Raw genomic sequence first — 19,269 nt, 5'->3', positions numbered from 1 at the left:
TGAAAAATAACAATAATGTCGCGTTTGGGTGGTGGTGATGAAAAGGATCCTGCTCGCTTTATTAACGTGTTTTCTCGCGTCACTGGCCTTTTCGCCGCAGGCGGCGGAACCGCGCCAGCAGCCGACTGAGCAGGAGCGCGCCCGCACCGTTTACATCTTCCACCAGCCGATAGTGATGCTGCAGGCGAAGTTTGGCCTCACCACCCCGGAAGAGCGGGTATTGCGTATCCGCAATACGCTGCGCAACTTCACCGAGGCAGATTTACGCGAACCGCTGAAAATTGTGCCGATCACCCGCTACAACCAGCAGGGAAGGCTGATTGTCATGAACGGCAAACCGGTGATGCTGCTGGCGCAAGCGGATCTGGATGAAGGCGATGATCTGACTCTCGATCAGGCTGCCCAGCGCGTGCTGACACGGATGGAAGCCCAGCGCACGGCCCTGCGCGATCAATATGATTCGGGCTGGCTCGCGTTGTCCACGCTGAAAACGGTGGCGGGTGTGCTGGCACTGGTACTCTTCTGGTATGGCGCCTGGCGCTCCTGGCGCGTGGTGCGGCGCTTTTATCGGCGACGCATTCTGGAGAATCGTAGCTGGGTGCCCCAGCGCTGGCGGCGCTTTATTGGTGCCATCGAAACGCGCCTGTATGCCCTGTTAATGATTTTACTGGGTATCCTCGCGTTTTACGCCTGGCTAAGTTGGGTGTTCAGCCTGTTCCCCTGGACGCGCGTCTGGGGGGCGTCATTGGGCGACTGGACGATCCGCGTCCTGCGGGGGATCGCCCTGTCGATTGCCTCTGCTTTCCCGGGGATCATGATTGTCCTGATCATCTTCCTGATTACCGCCTTTATCCTCAAACTGCTGAAAGTGGTGCTCAATCAGGTGGAAGCCGGGCGTTTGCAGCTGCCGGGCATTCACCCTGAAACGGTCGGTGCCACGCGTAAACTGATCTCGGTGGTGGTGTGGCTGTTCGCCCTTTCGGCGGCGTATCCCTTCCTGCCCGGTGCCAACTCGCTGGCCTTTAAGGGCATCAGCGTCTTCTTTGGCTTAATGCTGACCCTGGGCTCGGCGGGGGTGATGAACCACGCCATGAGCGGGCTGGTGCTGATCTATTCCCGCGCGCTGCGCAAAGGCGACGTGATTCGGGTGGCCGACAACGAAGGGCTGGTGAGTGAGATTGGTATGCTCGCCACCAAAATCATCACCCGCGAAAATTACGTCGTCACGGTACCGAATGCGGTGGTGGTGAGCGGCAAAATCACTAACCTGAGCGCGCTCAATCCGGAGGGGGGCATCAACCTGACGGTGGGCGTCACCATCGGCTACGACACCCCGTGGCGCCAGGTTCACGCCATGCTGGAGCTGGCCGCCAAACGGGCCGCAGGCATCGACCTTTCCGTGCCTCCGCTGGTGCGTCAACTGGGGCTGATGGACTGGTACATCTCGTATGAGTTGCAGGTCCGGCTCCTGCCGGGGCAGTCGCTGGCAGCGGCGCGCAATGAGCTTCACAGCCATATTCAGGATGTGTTTAACGAATTCAATATCCAGATCATGTCGCCGAACTTCGTGATGCAGCCCGAAGGCGCGGTGATGGTGGCGAAAGAAAACTGGTACACCGCGCCTGCCACGCCGCCTGAAGGGAAAACGCCTTGAACAGAACGCTGCTGATGCTGCTGCTTCTCTGCGGCCAGGTGCAGGCCGTTGATCTGTTCGACCCCGAGGACGGGATGTTCGATATGAGCCGTCAGTTGCAGGAGAACCCGTATGGCTTTCTGCCGATCCCGGTGGTGATCACCGAGCCGGCCATCGGCTATGGCGGCGGGCTGTTTGGCCTGTTTCTGCACGGCAAAGGCAAGCAGGTGGACGGGCAGTTTATTCCTCCGGCGATGAGCGCCTTTGGCGGTGGCGGCACCGAAAACGGCACCTGGTTTGTTGGCGGCGGGCACCGTCGCACCTGGCAGGATGACCACATTCGCTATCTGATTGCAGCCGGGTATGCCGATATCAATCTCGATATCTATTCCGGTGATGTCACGGGTTTTAGCCGCAACAAAGCCATCAATACCGAAACCCAGGGCTATGGCGGCACACAAAAGCTGCTGTTCCGGGTGGGGGATTCCCCGGTGTTTGTCGGCGCGTCCCAGTTCTGGGCAAAGATGGATATCTCGGCCAAGAACAACCCCGTGATTGACCGCCTCTGGCAGCAGGTGCTGGGCGAGAGCAGCACCACTTCGGGCTTAGGGATCGTCGCGGAATATGACACTACCGATAACTTCTTCTGGCCGGGAAACGGCGTCGCCCTGAGCGGTGAATACCAGTTTTACGGCCAGTTTCTCGGTGGGGATTACCGCTACGATTTGCTGACGCTCGACGGCAAGTTCTTCCTGCCGTTGAACCCAACCTGGACCCTGTCGCTGGCCGGAAACTATCAAATGTTGTCTCAGCAGGATGCGCACCTGCCGCCGATGGCGCGGCCCTACATCAAGTTGCGCGGTATCTCCAGCTATCGCTATCAGGACGATGCGGTCAGTACCGTTCAGGCGCAGCTTGGCTGGCAGGTGGCGCCACGCTGGATTGTTCAGGGATTTGTCGGCGCAGGCAGCGCCGCCGGAAGTACCGGCGATCTGTATCACCGTGCCGAAGTGGCCTGGGGTTCCGGATTTCGCTATCTGATCGCCCGTGAGTACGGGCTGCATACCGGCGTGGATGTGGCCTTCAGCGATCACGAGCAGGCGGTCTATTTCAACGTGGGCTCTGGCCTGTAATGGCGCGAGATATCAATGAGGAGGGTCAATGAGATGGACTAATACGATGGTGCCGTTACTGCTGGTCTCGGGCGTGGCCTGCGCGGCGGAGAGCGAAGAGCGCACCTTTCCCATCTGGGGGGATGAGGCGAGGGCGCGGGGGTATTCCATTCCGTTGCCCTTTGGCATCGGGATTAATTACATGAATATGCGCCAGAACATTGACGTCGACAGCATCGGTTTTTCCGGCCTGGCGTTGGGGAATCACGCCATCCCGACCGATATGTTCAACATTGATGCCGGGCACACGCGGGAGCAGAGCAAAACGGAAAACCTGCGCCTCGATATGTGGGTGTTTCCGTTTCTCAATATTTACGGCATCGTCGGCCATACCCGCGGTTCGTCGGTGTCGAACGTCTCTGTCGATGCGGATCCCTCGCGCTATACCGGCGTGGACCGGGTGATTGCCTCGTCGGTGCATCAGCTGTATCAGAGCGGCGAACTGCAGGATATCGATTTTATTCTCGACTTCAAAGGCACCACCTGGGGCACCGGGATCACCCTTGCTGGCGGCTATCAGAACTGGTTTGCGCTGGTGGATACCAACTACACCCGTACCGATTTCGACATCCTTGATGGAAAAATCTCGGCGCTGACAGTTTCACCACGGGTGGGGTATCGCTTCAGCTTCCAGGGCCCGGCGGGACAGTCTCACCTTGGGGTGTGGCTGGGCACCATGTACCAGGACGTGCAGCAGGAGTTCCGCGGCAGCCTGGCGGATCTGCATATGCCCGCCGAACTGCAGCCGCTGATTAATTCCGTCAACCAGAGTGGTGACGGGCGGTTTGACGTGAAGCAGAAGCTGACCTCGCCGTGGAATATGCTGATTGGCACCCAGTTCGAAATGACGCCGAACTTTAACGTCCTTACCGAGTTCGGCTTTAACCAGCGCAACAGCTTCTTTGTGGCGGGAGAGTACCGTTTCTGATGGCGGCCTGCCGCGTCGTGCTGGCACTGTCCCTGACGCTGACGGCATGGCCATCTGCGGCGGTGGCGCTGGACCAAAAATCCGTGGATCAACTGCTCGGTAAACTGGGGGCCGATAATCAGTACGATCCCGAGAAGGGCATAAACTGGAGCGTGCTGCCGGGACCCTTTTATACCCCGGAGCTGCGGCTGGGGCTGGGAATGGCGGTGGCGGGGATTTACCGGGTTGATCCGAATGACACCACCACCCAGAACTCATCGCTGTCGTTTACCGGGTATGTGAGTTCCAGCGGCGCATTAGGGTTAGGGCTGAACAGTTACACCTTTTTTACCGACGATCGCTGGCGGCTGTTCATCGACGGGTCGGTGAACCGGGTGCCGACGGGGTTCTGGGGAATTGGTTACGACGCGGCGCAGGGTAATGAACAGCAGTACACCAGTAACGCCATCCGCGTGCACCCGGTCGTCCTGCGGGAGGTGGTGCAAAACCTGTACCTCGGGGCGGGCTGGGACGTTTCGACCCTGCAGGCGGATGTGGACGATCCGCGACCGGATGACACATTTACGCGCTATGACGCCGGGACGTCGCCTCTGGCATCAGGGGCCAGCATCAGTCTGCATTACGACTCCCGGGATGTGATCACCCGGCCCCAGCGCGGGCATTTTTTAAAAGTGGAATACACCTGGTTCGACCCGTCGGTGGGGTCTGACAGCCATTTCAACGCCACCGAGCTGCAGTACGATTATTACCACTCGCTGAACGAAAAGGCGGTGCTGGCCTTCGATCTGTGGGGCCGTTTTACCCGCGGCGATGTGCCCTGGGATCGGCTGTCGATGGCCGGGGACGATCGGCGGATGCGCGGCTACTATCAGGGCCGTTACCGGGATAACGACGTGGTCAGCGGGCAGGTGGAGTACCGTCGCAAGCTGAACTGGCGGCACGGGTATGTGCTGTGGCTGGGGGCGGGAGCGCTGGGGCATAACATCCGCGCGCTGGACGATCATCCCCTGTTGCCTACCGTCGGGGTGGGATACCGCTTTGAGGTCAAACCGGCGATGAACGTACGTCTGGATCTGGGGTTCGGCAAAGAGAGTGCAGGGTTTTATTTTCAGGTTGCGGAGGCGTTCTGAATGGGGAAAGGGTTGATGCTGTTATGGCTGGTGGCGGGTTTCGCCTGTGCGGATGCGGATCTGTTCCCCATCAAGCGCGCGGGTAAGGTGTACCCGGTGGTCAGCCAGTTGGCACCACCGGAATCGTTACGCCCGTGCTGCGCGTTTGGCTACGACCTTCACGTTCGTGCCGTGGGGGTTCCGATCCCGGTGTATCAGATTGGTAACGTCCTTACCCTGCAGACGCTGGGCCGCCATCACTACAACGACAGCGCGCTCGGGGCGGTTAAAAATATCGTCGGGCTCAGTGAAGAAAAAGACGGCCTGATTTACACCCGTCGCGGCGGCTTTATTGATATCGCCCATGTGCGCGATACCGCCGATAACACGCTGTATATCTTCTCCCGCCTGCTGCCGGAACTGGGCCAGCGCTGGCGCTATTTTTACAGTGAAGAGTTGGGCGTGCGCAGACTACAGCTCAATGCGTTTACACCGCCATCTTCTATGTCCGAGCGCTACACGCTGGCGGCCTGGCTGGCGGGGCATCTGGCGTTTCAGCTGGCCCAGTGGCACGAGATAGCCCAGTGGTACGGTTTCCAGTCGGTTCCCGGCTTTTCAGAAGAGATTTCCGCGTTTTCGCCGGAAGATTTGTATTCCAACCTGTTAGGCGCGCGGCTCGCCATCAACGTGATTTTGCAGGGCAAGGCTGGCACGGTGGAGGCCTATAACGCGGCGATGGATGCGGAATTACACCATGCGCTGCTGCAGCTTGGGGTCGCTACCCACACTGAAACCGAACGGAAGTTCCGCGAGCTGGACGGCGACTGGTGGAACAGCAAACGCCGGGTGCCGGATAAATTCCTGGTCCTGAAGCGTAACTATAATCTCGACCACAATCGGCTGCCGACTCCGGTGGCGTACGAAAAAACACCGCCGTATATGCTCACGCTGCCCAGCGTAGTCGCGGGATATCAATTGTCGCGTCTCGGCGAGCTGCAAATTTATCCGGGGGCGTCGATGGAATCACTCCCGCCACCCACAACATTTTATGGTCCGTCTCAGTTCCAGCCTCTGGCAACTCAGGCAGAGGAGGCGGATAAAACCCAGCTGAGTCGGTTTCAGAAATAGCTAAATTCAGCGCAGCGGTGAGCGCACGATATCAATAACGCAAACAAGCAGGTGGCAAATGAATAAATCTACACTGGTTTGTCTCGGTCTGTTTTTATCCCCCACAACTTACGCCAGCGGGCTCTATTTTTATGAAATTGGCACCGAAGATACCGCGCTGGCCGGGGCGGGGCAGGCGGCACGCGCCCAGGATGCCTCTACCATTGTCACCAACCCGGCCGGGATGACGCGGCTCCCGGACCACATGTTTACCGGCGGACTGCAGGCGATGGACGGGGATATTTCGTATCAGCTTGATGATGAGAATGGCCGACAAAGTCCCGGCGATATCATGAACGTGTTTCCGAACGCCAGCGGCTTTTACGCACAAAAGTTGAATGATGATTTTTATGCCGGTATCGGGATGTACGGTAACTATGGCCTGGCGACCGACTACGGTAACTGGGCCGGGGATCGGCTGCTCAAGAAAAGCGCCATGGTCGCCCTGACGTTAAGTCCGTCGCTGGCCTATAAGCTGAGCGACAAAGTCTCGCTGGGCGGTTCGGTCAACGTTAACTACGGTCTCCTGTCACTGACCCGCAACGTTGCCGGGGATGATAAAACTGAAAAAGATCACGACTGGGCGATGAGCTACCGGCTAGGGTTATTAATGGAACTTACCGACCAGACCCGGGCGGGATTAACCTGGAACAGCAGAACCAAATATGACTTTAATATTGATGCCAAAGCCCGCTTCCCGAATTTGCCGAACGTCGAATACGATCTGCCGATATCGGCCCAGGTGCAGGCCCCGCAGCAAATTATGCTCAGCCTGGTGCATGACCTCAATAAACAGTGGTCGGTAATGGGCGATCTGGGCTGGCAGGACTGGAGCCAGTTTGGCAGCCCGCAAATCTCGGTGGTCGGGCAGGATCTCGATAAGACCAACCGTCTCAAGGACACCTGGCATACGGCATTGGGGGTGCAGTACCGCCCGACAGAGCAGTGGCGGGTGAATGCCGGGGTGGCGTTTGACAGTTCGATCTATGAATCGCAGAGCGACGTCGCGCTCTCTTTACCGACCGGGGATGAGTGGCGCTTTGCCACCGGGGCACAATATCAGGTGACGCCGCAAAGTAACGTCGGCTTCGCGGTTTCGTATCTGCATATGCAATCGTCCCGCGTCCAGTCGCCGGAACTGTTAAAAGGGAGCTACGATAATCCTTATCTGTGGTTTGCCAGCCTGAACTACAGCTATCAGTTTTAATGAAAAGCCGCCACTTCGTGATGGAGTGGCGGCTTTTTGCTAGAAAGTCAGAAACCCGCTCATGCCCTGCGCTAACAACACCACGCTCTCGTGCTCAGACTCGCCCTTAGGTTCTGTTTTTAATGTTGCGTCCGTCGTGACGATCTGAGTTTGTGGGTCGGTCTTATTTTCTGCATAAAGGGCGTTGGCCTGCACGCTAACGGAAAATAATAACGCGGCAACGATAACGATCGGTTTAGAAAGCATGGTTATTTCCTTTCAGGTTTGTCAGTCGGCCAGCAATGTTAAATTAACTTTAGCAGAAATCTGACGGGCTTAATTTGCAGGATCTTTTGCCAGATGGCATGGAGATCGACAATCCCGGCCATGGCAAGCAGCACAAGAATGATAAGCAGAGTGGCGACAGTGATAACCAGCATAAAGCGGACAATATTTTTATGCATCTTCTGCTGCTGTATTACACGACGTTCTTCTTTTTCGTGCTCCACGAGGGTGGTGATCGCCTGACCCTGAACATAATAGCTGCCCTGGCGTTCGGTTAAGTCACCGGTGATAACCAGGGACTCAAGCAGCAGCGTTATCTTCCGTCTGAAGGGTTCATTTTTAATGTGTGTATACCACAGCGTCCCATGCAGGAGCGTGATCACCTCATCGAGGCTAAACCCGGACGATGCGCGCGATGGACGTTGATTAACATAATGCGCGACCAGCAGGCGGAGCAGGTTAAAGCGATCCCGGCTGATGGTCTCTTTATCTGATTTTAAGCCCGATACCAGCCAGCCTTTAATCCGCGCGATGGCCGTTTTCAAGGTAATAATTTTCAGAGTGCGGTCGAGGGCAAAAAGAAGAATGCTGTTATAACGGAGTGAATAATTCTTTTTATAGTGAACGATCTCCGATTCCATTTCAGTCAGGTCAGCGATGTTTTTATTCACCTCTGTCTGCTGGAGCAAAACAGACAAGACCAGGGTGTTTTGATCGTCTTGTAAGGTTTTATACCGGTAGCGGGTGTTGGTCGTGTCCTGAATAAAAACCGAATAGTAGTCGTGAGGGGTGCCTTTCTCCGCGCCATTGCGCTGTAACCAGGGTAAATACTTTCGCCAAAGAAATAGCTGGATCCTGTTAATCAGGCTCATGAGTCAGTTCCCTGCGTTAAACCAAACCGTGTGAATCTAGTGTAGTTTGATATCGCGTCGGGCTGAGTGCATTTGGACCGTATGACAGACTGCGCGCGTTTTGCCCGCACGCAGCCGTTGTTAACACTTATTCGTGAACGATCGCGCCGGCATCTTTCTTAATCGCCGGCCCCTCTTTCACGGTCAAGGTCAGTCCTTTGGTCTCCAGTTCGGCGTTGCGGATACGCAGGCCCTGGGCGGCCTCAATATTGACGTTGGTAAAATGGAAACCGCTGAGCGGGGCTTCCGGCGTGCCGATAATATAGGCGGCCGCTTTGCTGTCGCCGGTGGAGGTTAAGTTCTCGACGGTGATATTACTGAAATGCGGGGTTTTGTATTTGTCGAACGGCTGTTTTGGATCGCTGTCCGGCGGATAGATCTGCTCGCCGAGGGTAAATCCGCCCGCCTTCAGCAACTGATCGACTTCGGCCTCGACAATCGGCGCGGCTTTGTAATAGGCAGAGAAGACCAGCGGCACCTCGACGTTGTGCATTTTGGTGTTGCGGTAAACGATGTTTTTCACTTCGCCGCCTTTACCGCGCGGGCTCTTGATACGGATGCCGTACATCGAGCCTTCAAAGGTGTTGTTTTCCACCAGCACGTTATTGACCCCGCCCGCGCTTTCACTGCCGATGGAGATCCCGCGCCCCTGTTTCAGGGTGTTATTGGCGATATAGATGTTATCTACCACGCCATCCGGGAAGCGAGGGTCGGCTTTTTCGGCTTTGATGGCGATATGATCGTCATTGCAATCGATGTAGTTGTTGGTGATGCGAATATTCTGGCTGTCGATAGGATCGATGGCGTCGGTATTGGGCGCATGCCATGGGGAGAGAATGCGCGTGCCGTTGATATCCACATCGCGGGCGTAGCGGGTCACCACGTGGAAGCTCGGCGAATGGGTGAGGGTGACGCCGTCGATCAGCACGTTGTGCGAGCGCGTGATGTAGATCAGTCGTGGCCGATCGGTACCGCCTTTTTTGCCGGTGGCGCGGATGTTTTCCCGCCAGCGTTCCCACCACACCGCACCCTGACCGTCGATGGTGCCTTCGCCGACAATCGCGACGTTTTGTGCATCGGCGACGCTGATAAACGGCAGCCAGCCATTTTCCGCTTCGGCGTATTTGGTTTTTTCATCTGCGCGATACGCGGCGACTTCAGTGGAGGCCACCAGGGTGGCATCTTTCTCCAGCTTTAACTGAATATTATTCTTCAGGAACAGCGGGTTGGTTAAAAAGTTGCCCTTGGGCACCAGCACAGTACCGCCCCCCGCAGCCGCGCAGTCATCAATTGCCTTTTGAATGGCCTCGGTATTGAGCGCAATTTGCAGTCGATGCCCCTCTGCGCCGTACTGGGTAACATCACAGACTTTATCGGGGAACTTCACGGAACTTGCCGCCTGTGCAGAATGAAGCGGCAAAATACCGACGACAGCAGCAGCGGCCCACAGAGGAAGAGTGCGGGAGATCATAAGGTTATCCTTTTATGGTTTATTGTTTTGTAAAAATAGCACCGCCGTTTCTATTTTGTGAGTGCGGGGATCACGCTTTGCCGTATGTCGTTATTTTGCCTAAATATTGGGCGGTATTTTTGGGCGGATGTCTGATTAGATAAGGTTTTTCCAGCTGGGCAGCGCCTTGTTTTTTTTCTCTTCAAATGTCATTAGTAGCCTCTTAAGTCCGTTATATCTCTGGTTAATGTCGGCACAGGTCACTATACGTAAGCGATTGTATGTAGGGTGGGCGGGTTGATCAAAGGCATTAAATTACGCACTGGCTGAGTGAGGTAGGTCATGATGATTTACGACGTGTTTGGTCGATATATAGGGGTTAAGCGTGACGATGAACGCTGGTTAGTCTTCCGCGTTGACCTGACCGAACGAAAGTTTTCCCGGCTTTACGAGGTCATCATTCCTGACGATCTGACCGAAAGCGAGATCCCCGGCTGGCTGGATGATATTTTTCACGAAGCCGCAACCGGGAAACATCCTGATGTGAAAAGGATTGAGTAACGCATTGAGGGATCAATAGTTCCTCGCAAATGAGCCTCAATTTTTGTATTTCTCCCTGCACGCCAAAGAAAAAGGGGGCTGCCCGGGAAACGGCAAATATCCTACGCTAAGCTTTTTTTTTGCAGGCATGAGTTGACGAGCTGCTTTGAGCGAAGCGGACATCAGTAATGTAAATGCGAAGTTAGACTCACCTAAAGGGGTCTGAAAGACCCCTTTTTAAATACATGATTCAAACTGGCAGATGCTTCTTACTTGATATGATTTTCGGTTTAACACCCTTCAGCGTGTCCACCCACTCCTCATGCCGGGAGTTCAGAATCTTTAATGTCGGCAATGGGGCCCAAAATGGCACTATCAAATTCCCGTGTGTCCAGTCCCTGGCGGACACGCTCCGGCCAGTCATGGTTAGCCAGCGCTCCACGCCCCAGCGCGATAAAATTGGCACCGGCCTGAATAACGTCTTCTGCACGGACTACGTTATGGAGGCTACCGTTGGCGATGATCGTCATCTCTGGCGCATATTTGCGGGCAAGGGCGACCAGAGACAGCGGGTTACCTTCAAATGCCGGTTGCCAGGCCTCATACTCAGTCAGGTGAATGAAGTCTATGCCTGATTCAGCAAGCAGCGTAAAGACGATTCGTGCATCATCTTCTCCATTCGCCCATTTATGATAAAAATCATTCACTTTACCCTGAGAAATGCGGATCCCTACGGGGACGTCTTTACCCACGCGCTCGCGCACGGCTTTGATAACCGCCAGGCTAAGACTGAGGCGGCCAGCGATGCTACCCCCCCATTTATCGGTACGATGATTGGCATAGTCGGTAAAGAACTGATCCAGGAGATAGCCATTAGCACCGTGAATCTCAACACCATCAAAACCGGCTTCACAAACAGCACGGGAAGCTGCTTCGGCAAAACTCCCAATAATTCCCTGAATGTCTTCCTCAGTCAGTTCGCGCGGAATACGGTATTCCCCTTCACCCCGATAAAACGGCAACTGCTTCCCGACCGGGCGTACGGCTGAGGGTGCGACCGTTCCGTCCAGGTAATAGTTACCCTGGGACAACGCGCCTGAATGCTGAAGCTGAGCAAAGATGCGTCCACCCTGCTGATGCACCGCATCGGTGACAGCATGCCATGCAATAGCCTGTTCGCTACTGACCAGCCCTGCCTGGAAGGCGTAAGTCTGAGACCAGGCTTTGTCGATGTAGATACCTTCAGTAATGGTTAATGCAAATCCCCCCCGGGCAAAATCCTGGTAGTAAACCTTCATTCGCGGGCTGGCAATCCCGTCCTCCGAAGCGGTCACGCGCGTCATAGGGGCAACGACAAGTCGGTTCTTAAGCAGCATATTGCCAATAGAGTATTCGTTAAACAGAGTTGATGAGCTCACTGGCTCCTCCTGATAATCAATTAAGTTCAGGAGTGAATATAATATGCGCGAAAAAAAGCATAAATGCGTTAAGGTGATAAGCCTGTATATCGGTAATCGTTATAATGGTGCTGTAAAATATTCAGTTCATTGCTCAACGCCAGTCACTGAACGACAGAAAATTATGGAAATCATATGAACCTGAACGATGTTCATCTCTTCCTCATTATTACGGAAACAAGCAGTCTGACACAGGCTGCCCGACGATTAGATATCTCGCCGATGGCCGTCTCCCGGCGGCTGGCCAGTCTGGAGCAGGAGCTCGGAACCCGTTTACTGCAGAGAACTACGCGTTCAGTCTCACTGACGCAGGAAGGCACCGAGTTTCTGCCTTATGCCCGCGCACTTATCGAAACGGAGGAGGGGGCCAGGGCATTGTTTTCACCGGATTCAAAGGGGGCCTCGGGTTTGCTGAGAGTGACTGCGCCATCGGGTTTTGGCCGGCGCAATATTTTGCCTCTTGTACCGGCACTGCTCAGTGAAAATCCGGACTTACGTATTGATTTACAACTGACCGAAGACGTTGTTGATATCGTTGGGCGGGGTATCGATGTGGCCATTCGCGTGGCTCCCCTGCGGGATTCCAGTTTGATTGCCAGAAAGATCTCAGATAATCCGAGGGTAGTTTGCGCCTCACCGGTTTACCTGAGGGAGTTCGGGGTGCCACAGGTGTTGAATGACCTTGCCTTTCACAACTGTCTGCGATTGACAAATGTTCTGCAGTGGACGTTTGAATCACAAGGGCAAAGTACCAGCATGAGCGTCGACGGGCGTTTCAGCTCCAGTAATGTGGAAGGCGTCAGGGAGCTTTGTATACAGGGGCTGGGTCTGGCGCAGCTAACTTTGTGGGATGTGAAAAAAGAGATCGCAGAAGGAAAACTGGTGGAAGTCAGCTTGTCAGATGTCCTGCCTCAGCATCTCTCCGTCTGGGCTTTACTGCCTACGAATCGACATCTTCCAATGCGTGTAAATGTTTTTATTGAAAAACTGAAATCATCCCTGCACTGAGCATAAATGGCCAGATCACAAAATCATAAAGCGTTAACTAACACCTGGACGGCGTTGAGCCATTCTGACCTTTCGAGGCATTATCGAGTTGACCAGCTTTCACCAAATTAATGCTGTTGTGTTAGACAGTGCGGCAAGACGTTGACCCAATCCATCGAGCACGCTATTACTCCATGCCGGGTGTTAGATTGCTTCCTTCGTCATTATCTCCGCCTAATTTACACTTGCCCGGTGAGTAGCCGAATTTACGCATAAAGGCGCGAGAAAAGGCCTCGGCACTGCCAAAGCCAACCATCGCGGCGGCTGATTTGACGCTTCGGCCGGATCGCAAATTGGCTGCCCCCAGGGCTAAACGCCAACTGGTCAAATACGCACCGGGTGGTTCTCCGACGGTTTTCTTGAAGACTTCAATAAACTGCGCACGGGAAATTCCCGCGATAGTGGAGAGATCGGGGATCTGCCACTTGCGCGCTGGATCATCGTGCATAGCGACAAGACTCATATGCAGCCTGGGGTGGGCAAGCCCCGCTAATAATCCCGCATTAACGGTTCCCCTCGCTATGGCTCGCCTAATGGCTAACACCACGACGACCTCACACAGGCGTGTCTGCACGGTGCCGCCACCGCAACGGGCAACGTCGATCTCCGCGACGATGAGCTCTGCCAGGCTACGTAATTGCGGCATCTCGTCCATGGAAAAGCAAAGCTCGTCTGGCAATGCACCGACCAGGGGATTAGCGCTACCGCCGAAATCAACCCTGGCGGCAGCGCATAACGTTGCCCCGAGGGGCAAGCTGCCTGACGATCTGGCACGGTAGAGCAAATGGCTCGGTTCGCCCGTGCCATTGGTATCGATGATAAGAAGGTTCGCCGAAGTGGTCGAATCGCAATGCTCCACCCGCAGGGGGAAGGCTTTCAGGAAGGCGGTCAACCGGTCATATCTTCGTGGCATATTCAGACTTTCAATCATGCTTTTCTCAAACTCCCTTACCGTGAATCTTTTATTCTACTTCAACGCCATATGATGACCTAAACGATTGACTGGAGAAGCCATGACACAAGATTCTGCCGCTAAATTCGACGCTACTCGCGCAGGGGAATACGCACAACAAAGCCGGATTGCCCTGGCCGGATATGATGCCTGCCACGAACTTTCTGCCTGCATGCTCTCAGCTGCAGTGGGAGAAGGAAAGCCTGCGCGTGTGTTAGTGGTAGGTGCCGGAGGAACGGCTGGTGAAATCATCGCCTCTGCGACACTGGAGCCGCACTGGTCTTTTGTCGCCGTCGACCCCTCGCAACCGATGCTGGAACTTGCTCGCGCGAATGTAGCCGGAGCTGGGGTGGCAAACCGGGTTGAAACCGTTCTCGGTGCGCTCGAAGATTTGGATGCTTCCCCCGCGTTTGATGCCGCCATCATGATCGGCGTCCTGCACCATCTACCTGGAGATGAGGCGAAGCACGATATTCTGGCCCAGATTGCCATGCGTCTCAAACCGGGCGCACCGCTGGTCGTTGCGGGAAACTATCGCGCGTATGCTTCGCAACCTTTGCTGATGGCGGCATGGGCAAATCGCTGGCGAATGAACGGCGCGGGGGCGGAAGAGATCCAGTCTAAAATGAACAAAATTTTGCAGGGCGCAGAGCCACCTCTGTCGGAAAATGCCGTTTTTGCCTTGCTTAGCGACGCGGGCTTTGAGGATCCCGTACGCTTCTTTTCCAGCCTGTTCTGGGGAGCCTGGCTGGCCCGGCGTGCGCAGGGATGAAGTGATCGACCCGAGGAACAGGCTTTAGTGATGCATTTGTGGCGGGGGCCTGATGGTATTTTGGCGGATGAGCGTTTTAGTTGTCATCGTCCGCCTGCAGGACTGCTGCGAGCGAAAAGCGGAAGTTGCGATTTATCATTTGCAGTCACAAATGCCGATTTAAATGACGGATAGCAGCCCAGCATATCAGTAGTGTTGATAAAGGAGTCTGATTGCAAAAAGAGTTAAAAGGATTCTGAGTGATCTTCATTCTTTTTCCTTCAACAGGATCATATAAACGCGACAGAAAAAACGGCTCATTATTCAAGCCGTTTCTTAATCAGGGATTTATTTTTTCATCCATTCGTTGAATGCATTTTTCCAGTCCGGATGCCAGCGGGACAGTGCAGGCCGGTTATCGAGAATATCATGGTATGACCAGGCAATACGTCTGGCATCCATCTCCGGCGTGACGGCGTTATCCGGGCAGATAATGTAAAAGTCGCCTCTTTCATAACGTCCAATGAAATATGCGATGACCTGATCTGCCGTCCATGCTTCATCAGGTTTCTGATCCTTATTCTCCTGCATGCCGGGAAAGTTCATGTCAGTCCACGTATACCCCGGAACCAGCAGGTGTGCCGTGACTCTGCCGCCTGCTCTCATTCTGAGGTCGTGCGCCAACTGCTCCGTCAGCACCCTCATCCCGGCTTTAGCTACGCTGTATGCCGCATTACCCGGGGGGGTTGTGATTCCTTCTTTTGAGCCCAGGTTAACAATGGCTGCATTATTGTTTGAGTCCAGCATGACAGGCACAAACAGATGTTGCATGTTCACCACTGAAAGCAGATTGGTTTCAAGCTGAATGCGCCAGTCTGAGGGGTTATCCCAGGGGCCTCCGCCTTGCTTGATCCCCGCATTATTCATCAGCAGGGAGATTTCACCGAAGGCAGTCAGCGTAGTATCACGCAAACGTAACAGGTCCTGCTCACTCGTGACGTCGCCTGAGACAATGCAACATTCAGCCCTCAACGTCCTGGCTAAGGACTCCAGCGCCTCACGATCGCGGTCAAACAGACTCAGTCGCATGCCCTCACGGGCGAAGCGTCGTGCCGCTGCGGCACCAATCCCTTTTGCCGCACCGGTAATAACCGCCACACGACCTGGTTTGATGACAGATTTACTCAAAACTGACTCCTTCTGGTGATATGAACTGATAGATACATCAGGACAAGCGCAATCACAGCGAAGGCGGCGCCCACCCATCCAGTTGAGATCCACGATCCGCCTGCCGCAATGGCAAGCCCGCCAAAGGCCGCGCCCAGAGCATTTGAAATATTAAAAGCGCTGTGCGTCAGGGATGACGCCAGTGTCTGGGCATCACCTGCAATATTCATCATGTGTGACTGAAGCGCCGGAACCAGCGCAAAGCCGTTGCCGAGTAAGAAGAGTGCAATCAGCGCAGGGAATTTCCATTGCGCGACGAGTGCAAAAAGAACAAGCATAATCAGGTTCCAGACCAGCATCCCGTAAATCGCGGGGATCAGGGCCCGGTCCGCCAGCCTTCCGCCGATAATGTTACCTGTGACCATTCCCACTCCCCAAAGTACAAGGATCAGAGGAACGGCAGCCATATTAAAACCACTTACTTCCGTCAGGGCAGGGGTGATGAAACTGTAAACGGCGAACATCCCGGCAAAGCCTACTGAAGCCACTGCAAATGTCATCAGCACCTGCGGACGACGTAGTGCACCCAGTTCTTTCAATGGTGAGGATTTCTTATCTGCGGCCACCTCAGGGATAAACAGGGATACCAGTACACCGGTCGCCACCAGACCGGCAGAGACGATCATAAATGAAACACGCCATCCCAGAGACTGTCCGGCCCAGGTGACCAGCGGTACGCCTGCCACATTGGCAACGGCCAGTCCAAGCATCACATACCCGATATAACGTGCCTTCTGTCCAGCGGGAACCATAGAGGCTGCAACCAGCGCGGCCACGCCATACCAGGCACCGTGAGGCAGACCGGCGATGAATCTGGCCGTCAGCATTGACGTGTAGCTCCAGGCAGCTGCACTACATGCATATCCAAGCAGGGCTATCAGCAGCAATATCATAAGCAGTGCCTTGCGAGGAAGTCTTGCCGCCGCAACAGCAATCATCGGCGCACCGATAACCACTCCAGCCGCATAGGCACTGATATATCCGCCTGCGGCAGGCACCGAAACATGAGTTCCTTGTGCGAGGTCAGGAAGCAGGCTCATGGGCGCAAACTCGCCTGTTCCTATGCACAGTCCGCCTGCACCCAGGGCGAGCATGGCAGGAAACAGCCCAGAAGGAGCATTCGCTCTCTCCTGAATCTGACTTTCAGTTCGTTCAGACATTACCTGAGTATCTCCGTTAACAATAATTAATCACTGCAGGTATCCGTTGAACCATTAAAAATAAACTGCTGTACCTTCGGAGCAGCAGTCCCCAGCTAATTAAGCTGATGTTATCGTTTACCTTGGAGGCAATAAGCGATAATGCAGTGATATAGTTGAAATCAAGTGCACTATAAAGCAGGGATTGTCGATAATTGTTGAGATAAATCCGGTGCTTTATTGAATTTAATTCAACCTATAACGACTCAACTTTCTGAACGCAGCGTAATGAGCGTTATTTCCGAAGGTTTGCCGAGACGAAGGGGGAAACCATTCCACAGCCCTGTACCGTTACTGACGTAAAGTGTCATATCACCGATCTGGTATAGGCCTGAAACAAATCCGTTATTCACGGGGCCAGCGGCAATATCGAGTCCGCGGATCATGCCACCGTGGGTGTGACCAGAGAGTTGCAGGCTGACTCCAGCCTGGGCGCTTCGTGCCGCATTGCCGGGGCGGTGATCCAGCAGAATAACGGCTTCATTTCCTGACAATCCGCTCATTGTTTTGCTCAGGTCAGGCCCTGTACCGCCATACTGCGATCCGATATCATCGTTCACGCCCGCCAGGACGATGGTTGCATCATCCTTTGTCAGCCGGACCTGATTATTCATCAAAAAGCGAAAGCCAAGACGTGAATATTCTTTTATCCATGCATCCGCATTGAAATAATATTCGTGATTACCGGTAACAGCATATATCCCGTAAGGTGCCTTCAAAGAGGCCAGTGGAGATACGTCAGCTTTACGAGCGGAAACAGTGCCATCGGCCATGTCCCCGGTAACCACGATCAGGTCTGGATGAAGCGCATCGGTTTTATCTACAACTTCCTGTACCCACCTGCCTGTCAGGAGGCGGCTTGTATGGATATCTGTCAGCTGGACAACGGTAAATCCGTCGAATTCACGAGGAAGTTTTTTTAGCCTTATTTCTAAGCGGTGAACTTCCGGAACTTGCACTGCGTTATAAACCCCTACCGCAGAAAGGACTGTCGATATGCAAAGCATAGCCATCCTGACGCTATTCCTGCCTGACAGCGGACGGCCAAAAAATTTTCCTGAGATAACTAACAGGATGTCCTGAAGCAACAGCATTAATGCAAGAAAGATCACGCTGCCAAATCCCCAGCCCAGCATAAGCATGACAGGTTCGGGAAGTTCAGGGGAAAACATGGTTCCGAAAATCATTCGGCTGAGTAAGTGATATTCGCACGCGGTTAATGCCACTACACCAAGCAGCAACTTAGCTTTAAAGCTTATGGTGAGTAATTTGATAAAGCGCCAGCACACATATACTGCTGGCAGTAGCGTCCATACATGAAACATTCGTCGATCTCCGGTGTAGTTGAGACAATTCAGTTTGTTTAAAACAGCATCGCTTGCATCTTATTTGTGAATAAATCTAAACTTAACATCTGAGTTAACCGCCACAATTCAATTTTTTTCATCAAAGCATTGAATAAAAATCACAAATGGATGAAAGCATTATGCCCGCCAGACCCATATCCCGGCTTTCACGTAGCGACCTTGCCGACCTGAATGCTTTTCGTATTGTTGAACGATTGCGCAGTTTCACGAAAGCAGCCGTAGAACTTGGCATTACCACCTCTGCGCTCAGTCATGCAATCCGAAATCTTGAGGCACGCCTTGGCGTCAGGTTGCTCAACCGGACTAGCAGAACAGTCGCCCCTACAGAAGCCGGTGCCAGTCTCGCTCTGCGTCTTGATGTGGGCTTCAGGGAAATTGGCGATGCCCTCGACGAAATTAACAAGATGCGCGATCGGCCGCTGGGACGGCTGAGGCTTAACGTTCTCTCTGATGGTGCACGCCTGATAATGGCAAAATACCTGCCTAAGTTTTTAAGTCAGTATCCCGAAGTAGAAGTGGAAATCAGTGTGGATGACAAAATGGTCGACATTGTCTCTGAAGGGTTTGATGCGGGGATTCGATTTGGCGGAACCGTACCGGAAGACCTGGTTGCCGTGCGTTTAGGGCCTGACCTCAAATGGGTCGCAGTGGCATCACCACGCTATCTTTACCGACGATCCCAGCCCGTCATGCCTGATGATCTTCGCAGCCATTCCTGCATCCAGATCAGGACAGGTCAGGGAACGATTTATAACTGGGAGTTCAGGAAAGCAGACGAGTATTTCTCTGTCGATGTAAAGGGACAGGTTTGTGTAAACGAGACCACAATGGGAGTAGAGCTTGCTCTGGCGGGTGTCGGTATATTTTACTGCCTGGAAGACAGGGTAG

The 19,269-nt window shown here is 54.1% G+C and carries 18 protein-coding genes; 10 read left to right on the top strand and 8 right to left on the bottom strand.

Translation table 11 applies throughout. The annotated features are described in order from the left end of the window. Nucleotides 1-37: 37 nt before the first annotated feature. The 6 genes from ACRDD5_RS06020 to ACRDD5_RS05995 are packed head-to-tail and all read left to right on the top strand — an operon-like array spanning nucleotide 38 to nucleotide 7,216. Entirely contained in the window at nucleotides 38-1,654 is a 1,617-nt protein-coding gene (locus ACRDD5_RS06020; RefSeq protein ID WP_438676199.1) for a mechanosensitive ion channel family protein, read from the top strand. Nucleotides 1,655-1,668: 14 nt separating this feature from the next. Continuing rightward, on the top strand, nucleotides 1,669-2,766 hold the full coding sequence (locus ACRDD5_RS06015) for a BamA/TamA family outer membrane protein (RefSeq protein WP_438676219.1): 1,098 nt from the start codon (nucleotides 1,669-1,671) through the stop codon (nucleotides 2,764-2,766). Nucleotides 2,767-2,794: 28 nt separating this feature from the next. Then, on the top strand, nucleotides 2,795-3,733 hold the full coding sequence (locus ACRDD5_RS06010) for a hypothetical protein (protein WP_438676198.1): 939 nt from the start codon (nucleotides 2,795-2,797) through the stop codon (nucleotides 3,731-3,733). Beyond that, entirely contained in the window at nucleotides 3,733-4,863 is a 1,131-nt protein-coding gene (locus tag ACRDD5_RS06005; RefSeq protein ID WP_438676197.1) for a BamA/TamA family outer membrane protein, read from the top strand. The genes ACRDD5_RS06010 and ACRDD5_RS06005 overlap by 1 nt, the downstream gene beginning before the upstream one ends. After that, entirely contained in the window at nucleotides 4,864-5,970 is a 1,107-nt protein-coding gene (locus tag ACRDD5_RS06000) for a DUF4056 domain-containing protein (RefSeq protein ID WP_438676196.1), read from the top strand. A 58-nt stretch (nucleotides 5,971-6,028) separates the two neighbouring features. Next, nucleotides 6,029-7,216: an OmpP1/FadL family transporter gene (locus tag ACRDD5_RS05995; protein ID WP_438676195.1), complete on the top strand. Its 1,188-nt coding sequence runs from the start codon at nucleotides 6,029-6,031 to the stop codon at nucleotides 7,214-7,216. Between the two features lie 39 nt (nucleotides 7,217-7,255). Here ACRDD5_RS05995 and ACRDD5_RS05990 read toward each other — a convergent pair whose 3' ends face one another. The 3 genes from ACRDD5_RS05990 to ACRDD5_RS05980 form a co-directional block, all read right to left on the bottom strand. Then, nucleotides 7,256-7,462: a hypothetical protein gene (locus ACRDD5_RS05990; RefSeq protein ID WP_438676194.1), complete on the bottom strand. Its 207-nt coding sequence runs from the start codon at nucleotides 7,460-7,462 to the stop codon at nucleotides 7,256-7,258. Nucleotides 7,463-7,500: 38 nt separating this feature from the next. Continuing rightward, nucleotides 7,501-8,352, bottom strand: coding sequence for a hypothetical protein (locus ACRDD5_RS05985; protein WP_438676193.1), 852 nt, complete (start codon nucleotides 8,350-8,352; stop codon nucleotides 7,501-7,503). 127 nt (nucleotides 8,353-8,479) lie between these two features. Then, nucleotides 8,480-9,862 carry a glycoside hydrolase family 28 protein gene (locus ACRDD5_RS05980; RefSeq protein WP_438676192.1) on the bottom strand — a complete coding sequence of 461 codons (1,383 nt, stop codon included), beginning with the start codon at nucleotides 9,860-9,862 and terminating at the stop codon, nucleotides 8,480-8,482. A gap of 321 nt (nucleotides 9,863-10,183) precedes the next feature. Between ACRDD5_RS05980 and ACRDD5_RS05975 the strand changes: the two genes are divergently transcribed. Beyond that, nucleotides 10,184-10,402 (top strand): DUF7661 family protein, encoded by a 219-nt coding sequence (locus ACRDD5_RS05975; RefSeq protein ID WP_438676191.1) that lies wholly within the window; start codon nucleotides 10,184-10,186, stop codon nucleotides 10,400-10,402. 299 nt (nucleotides 10,403-10,701) lie between these two features. On the opposite strand, the gene ACRDD5_RS05970 is transcribed toward ACRDD5_RS05975, so the two are convergent. Further along, a complete protein-coding gene (locus tag ACRDD5_RS05970; RefSeq protein WP_438676190.1) occupies nucleotides 10,702-11,799 on the bottom strand; it encodes an oxidoreductase in 1,098 nt (365 codons plus the stop codon). A gap of 174 nt (nucleotides 11,800-11,973) precedes the next feature. On the opposite strand from ACRDD5_RS05970, the gene ACRDD5_RS05965 reads away from it, so the two are divergent. After that, nucleotides 11,974-12,846: a LysR family transcriptional regulator gene (locus ACRDD5_RS05965; RefSeq protein ID WP_438676189.1), complete on the top strand. Its 873-nt coding sequence runs from the start codon at nucleotides 11,974-11,976 to the stop codon at nucleotides 12,844-12,846. A gap of 166 nt (nucleotides 12,847-13,012) precedes the next feature. On the opposite strand, the gene ACRDD5_RS05960 is transcribed toward ACRDD5_RS05965, so the two are convergent. Beyond that, nucleotides 13,013-13,816: an AraC family transcriptional regulator gene (locus tag ACRDD5_RS05960; protein WP_438676188.1), complete on the bottom strand. Its 804-nt coding sequence runs from the start codon at nucleotides 13,814-13,816 to the stop codon at nucleotides 13,013-13,015. A gap of 82 nt (nucleotides 13,817-13,898) precedes the next feature. Here ACRDD5_RS05960 and ACRDD5_RS05955 point away from each other — a divergent pair, with 82 nt between their 5' ends. Further along, a complete protein-coding gene (locus tag ACRDD5_RS05955) occupies nucleotides 13,899-14,609 on the top strand; it encodes a class I SAM-dependent methyltransferase (RefSeq protein ID WP_438676187.1) in 711 nt (236 codons plus the stop codon). Nucleotides 14,610-14,936: 327 nt separating this feature from the next. On the opposite strand, the gene ACRDD5_RS05950 is transcribed toward ACRDD5_RS05955, so the two are convergent. The 3 genes from ACRDD5_RS05950 to ACRDD5_RS05940 all read right to left on the bottom strand — a co-directional run bounded on the left by ACRDD5_RS05950 (nucleotide 14,937) and on the right by ACRDD5_RS05940 (nucleotide 18,339). Then, entirely contained in the window at nucleotides 14,937-15,776 is an 840-nt protein-coding gene (locus tag ACRDD5_RS05950) for an SDR family NAD(P)-dependent oxidoreductase (RefSeq protein WP_438676186.1), read from the bottom strand. Continuing rightward, nucleotides 15,773-16,975 (bottom strand): MFS transporter, encoded by a 1,203-nt coding sequence (locus ACRDD5_RS05945; protein WP_438676185.1) that lies wholly within the window; start codon nucleotides 16,973-16,975, stop codon nucleotides 15,773-15,775. Before ACRDD5_RS05945 ends, ACRDD5_RS05950 begins: the two co-directional genes overlap by 4 nt. Before the next feature lie 245 nt (nucleotides 16,976-17,220). After that, a complete protein-coding gene (locus ACRDD5_RS05940; RefSeq protein ID WP_438676184.1) occupies nucleotides 17,221-18,339 on the bottom strand; it encodes a metallophosphoesterase in 1,119 nt (372 codons plus the stop codon). Nucleotides 18,340-18,485: 146 nt separating this feature from the next. On the opposite strand from ACRDD5_RS05940, the gene ACRDD5_RS05935 reads away from it, so the two are divergent. Then, nucleotides 18,486-19,269: LysR family transcriptional regulator (locus tag ACRDD5_RS05935; RefSeq protein ID WP_438676183.1), on the top strand; the 784-nt coding region annotated here is incomplete at its 3' end.

Origin of the sequence: Silvania sp., from assembly GCF_051656365.1 — a bacterium.
In the GTDB taxonomy this organism is placed as follows: Bacteria; Pseudomonadota; Gammaproteobacteria; order Enterobacterales; family Enterobacteriaceae; genus Enterobacter; species Enterobacter hatchlandensis.
This window is presented reverse-complemented; position numbering and strand designations above follow the sequence as displayed.

What these genes read in the sequence shown, in the direction of transcription:
- ACRDD5_RS05985 (WP_438676193.1), bottom strand. Translation starts at nt 8,352, where the DNA reads ATGAGCCTGATTAACAGGATCCAGCTATTTCTTTGGCGAAAGTATTTA.
- ACRDD5_RS06015 (WP_438676219.1), top strand. Translation starts at nt 1,669, where the DNA reads ATGCTGCTGCTTCTCTGCGGCCAGGTGCAGGCCGTTGATCTGTTCGAC.
- ACRDD5_RS05995 (WP_438676195.1), top strand. Translation starts at nt 6,029, where the DNA reads ATGAATAAATCTACACTGGTTTGTCTCGGTCTGTTTTTATCCCCCACA.
- ACRDD5_RS05945 (WP_438676185.1), bottom strand. Translation starts at nt 16,975, where the DNA reads ATGTCTGAACGAACTGAAAGTCAGATTCAGGAGAGAGCGAATGCTCCT.
- ACRDD5_RS06000 (WP_438676196.1), top strand. Translation starts at nt 4,864, where the DNA reads ATGGGGAAAGGGTTGATGCTGTTATGGCTGGTGGCGGGTTTCGCCTGT.
- ACRDD5_RS06010 (WP_438676198.1), top strand. Translation starts at nt 2,795, where the DNA reads ATGAGATGGACTAATACGATGGTGCCGTTACTGCTGGTCTCGGGCGTG.
- ACRDD5_RS05965 (WP_438676189.1), top strand. Translation starts at nt 11,974, where the DNA reads ATGAACCTGAACGATGTTCATCTCTTCCTCATTATTACGGAAACAAGC.
- ACRDD5_RS05990 (WP_438676194.1), bottom strand. Translation starts at nt 7,462, where the DNA reads ATGCTTTCTAAACCGATCGTTATCGTTGCCGCGTTATTATTTTCCGTT.
- ACRDD5_RS05975 (WP_438676191.1), top strand. Translation starts at nt 10,184, where the DNA reads ATGATGATTTACGACGTGTTTGGTCGATATATAGGGGTTAAGCGTGAC.
- ACRDD5_RS06020 (WP_438676199.1), top strand. Translation starts at nt 38, where the DNA reads ATGAAAAGGATCCTGCTCGCTTTATTAACGTGTTTTCTCGCGTCACTG.
- ACRDD5_RS05955 (WP_438676187.1), top strand. Translation starts at nt 13,899, where the DNA reads ATGACACAAGATTCTGCCGCTAAATTCGACGCTACTCGCGCAGGGGAA.
- ACRDD5_RS06005 (WP_438676197.1), top strand. Translation starts at nt 3,733, where the DNA reads ATGGCGGCCTGCCGCGTCGTGCTGGCACTGTCCCTGACGCTGACGGCA.
- ACRDD5_RS05960 (WP_438676188.1), bottom strand. Translation starts at nt 13,816, where the DNA reads ATGATTGAAAGTCTGAATATGCCACGAAGATATGACCGGTTGACCGCC.
- ACRDD5_RS05940 (WP_438676184.1), bottom strand. Translation starts at nt 18,339, where the DNA reads ATGTTTCATGTATGGACGCTACTGCCAGCAGTATATGTGTGCTGGCGC.
- ACRDD5_RS05980 (WP_438676192.1), bottom strand. Translation starts at nt 9,862, where the DNA reads ATGATCTCCCGCACTCTTCCTCTGTGGGCCGCTGCTGCTGTCGTCGGT.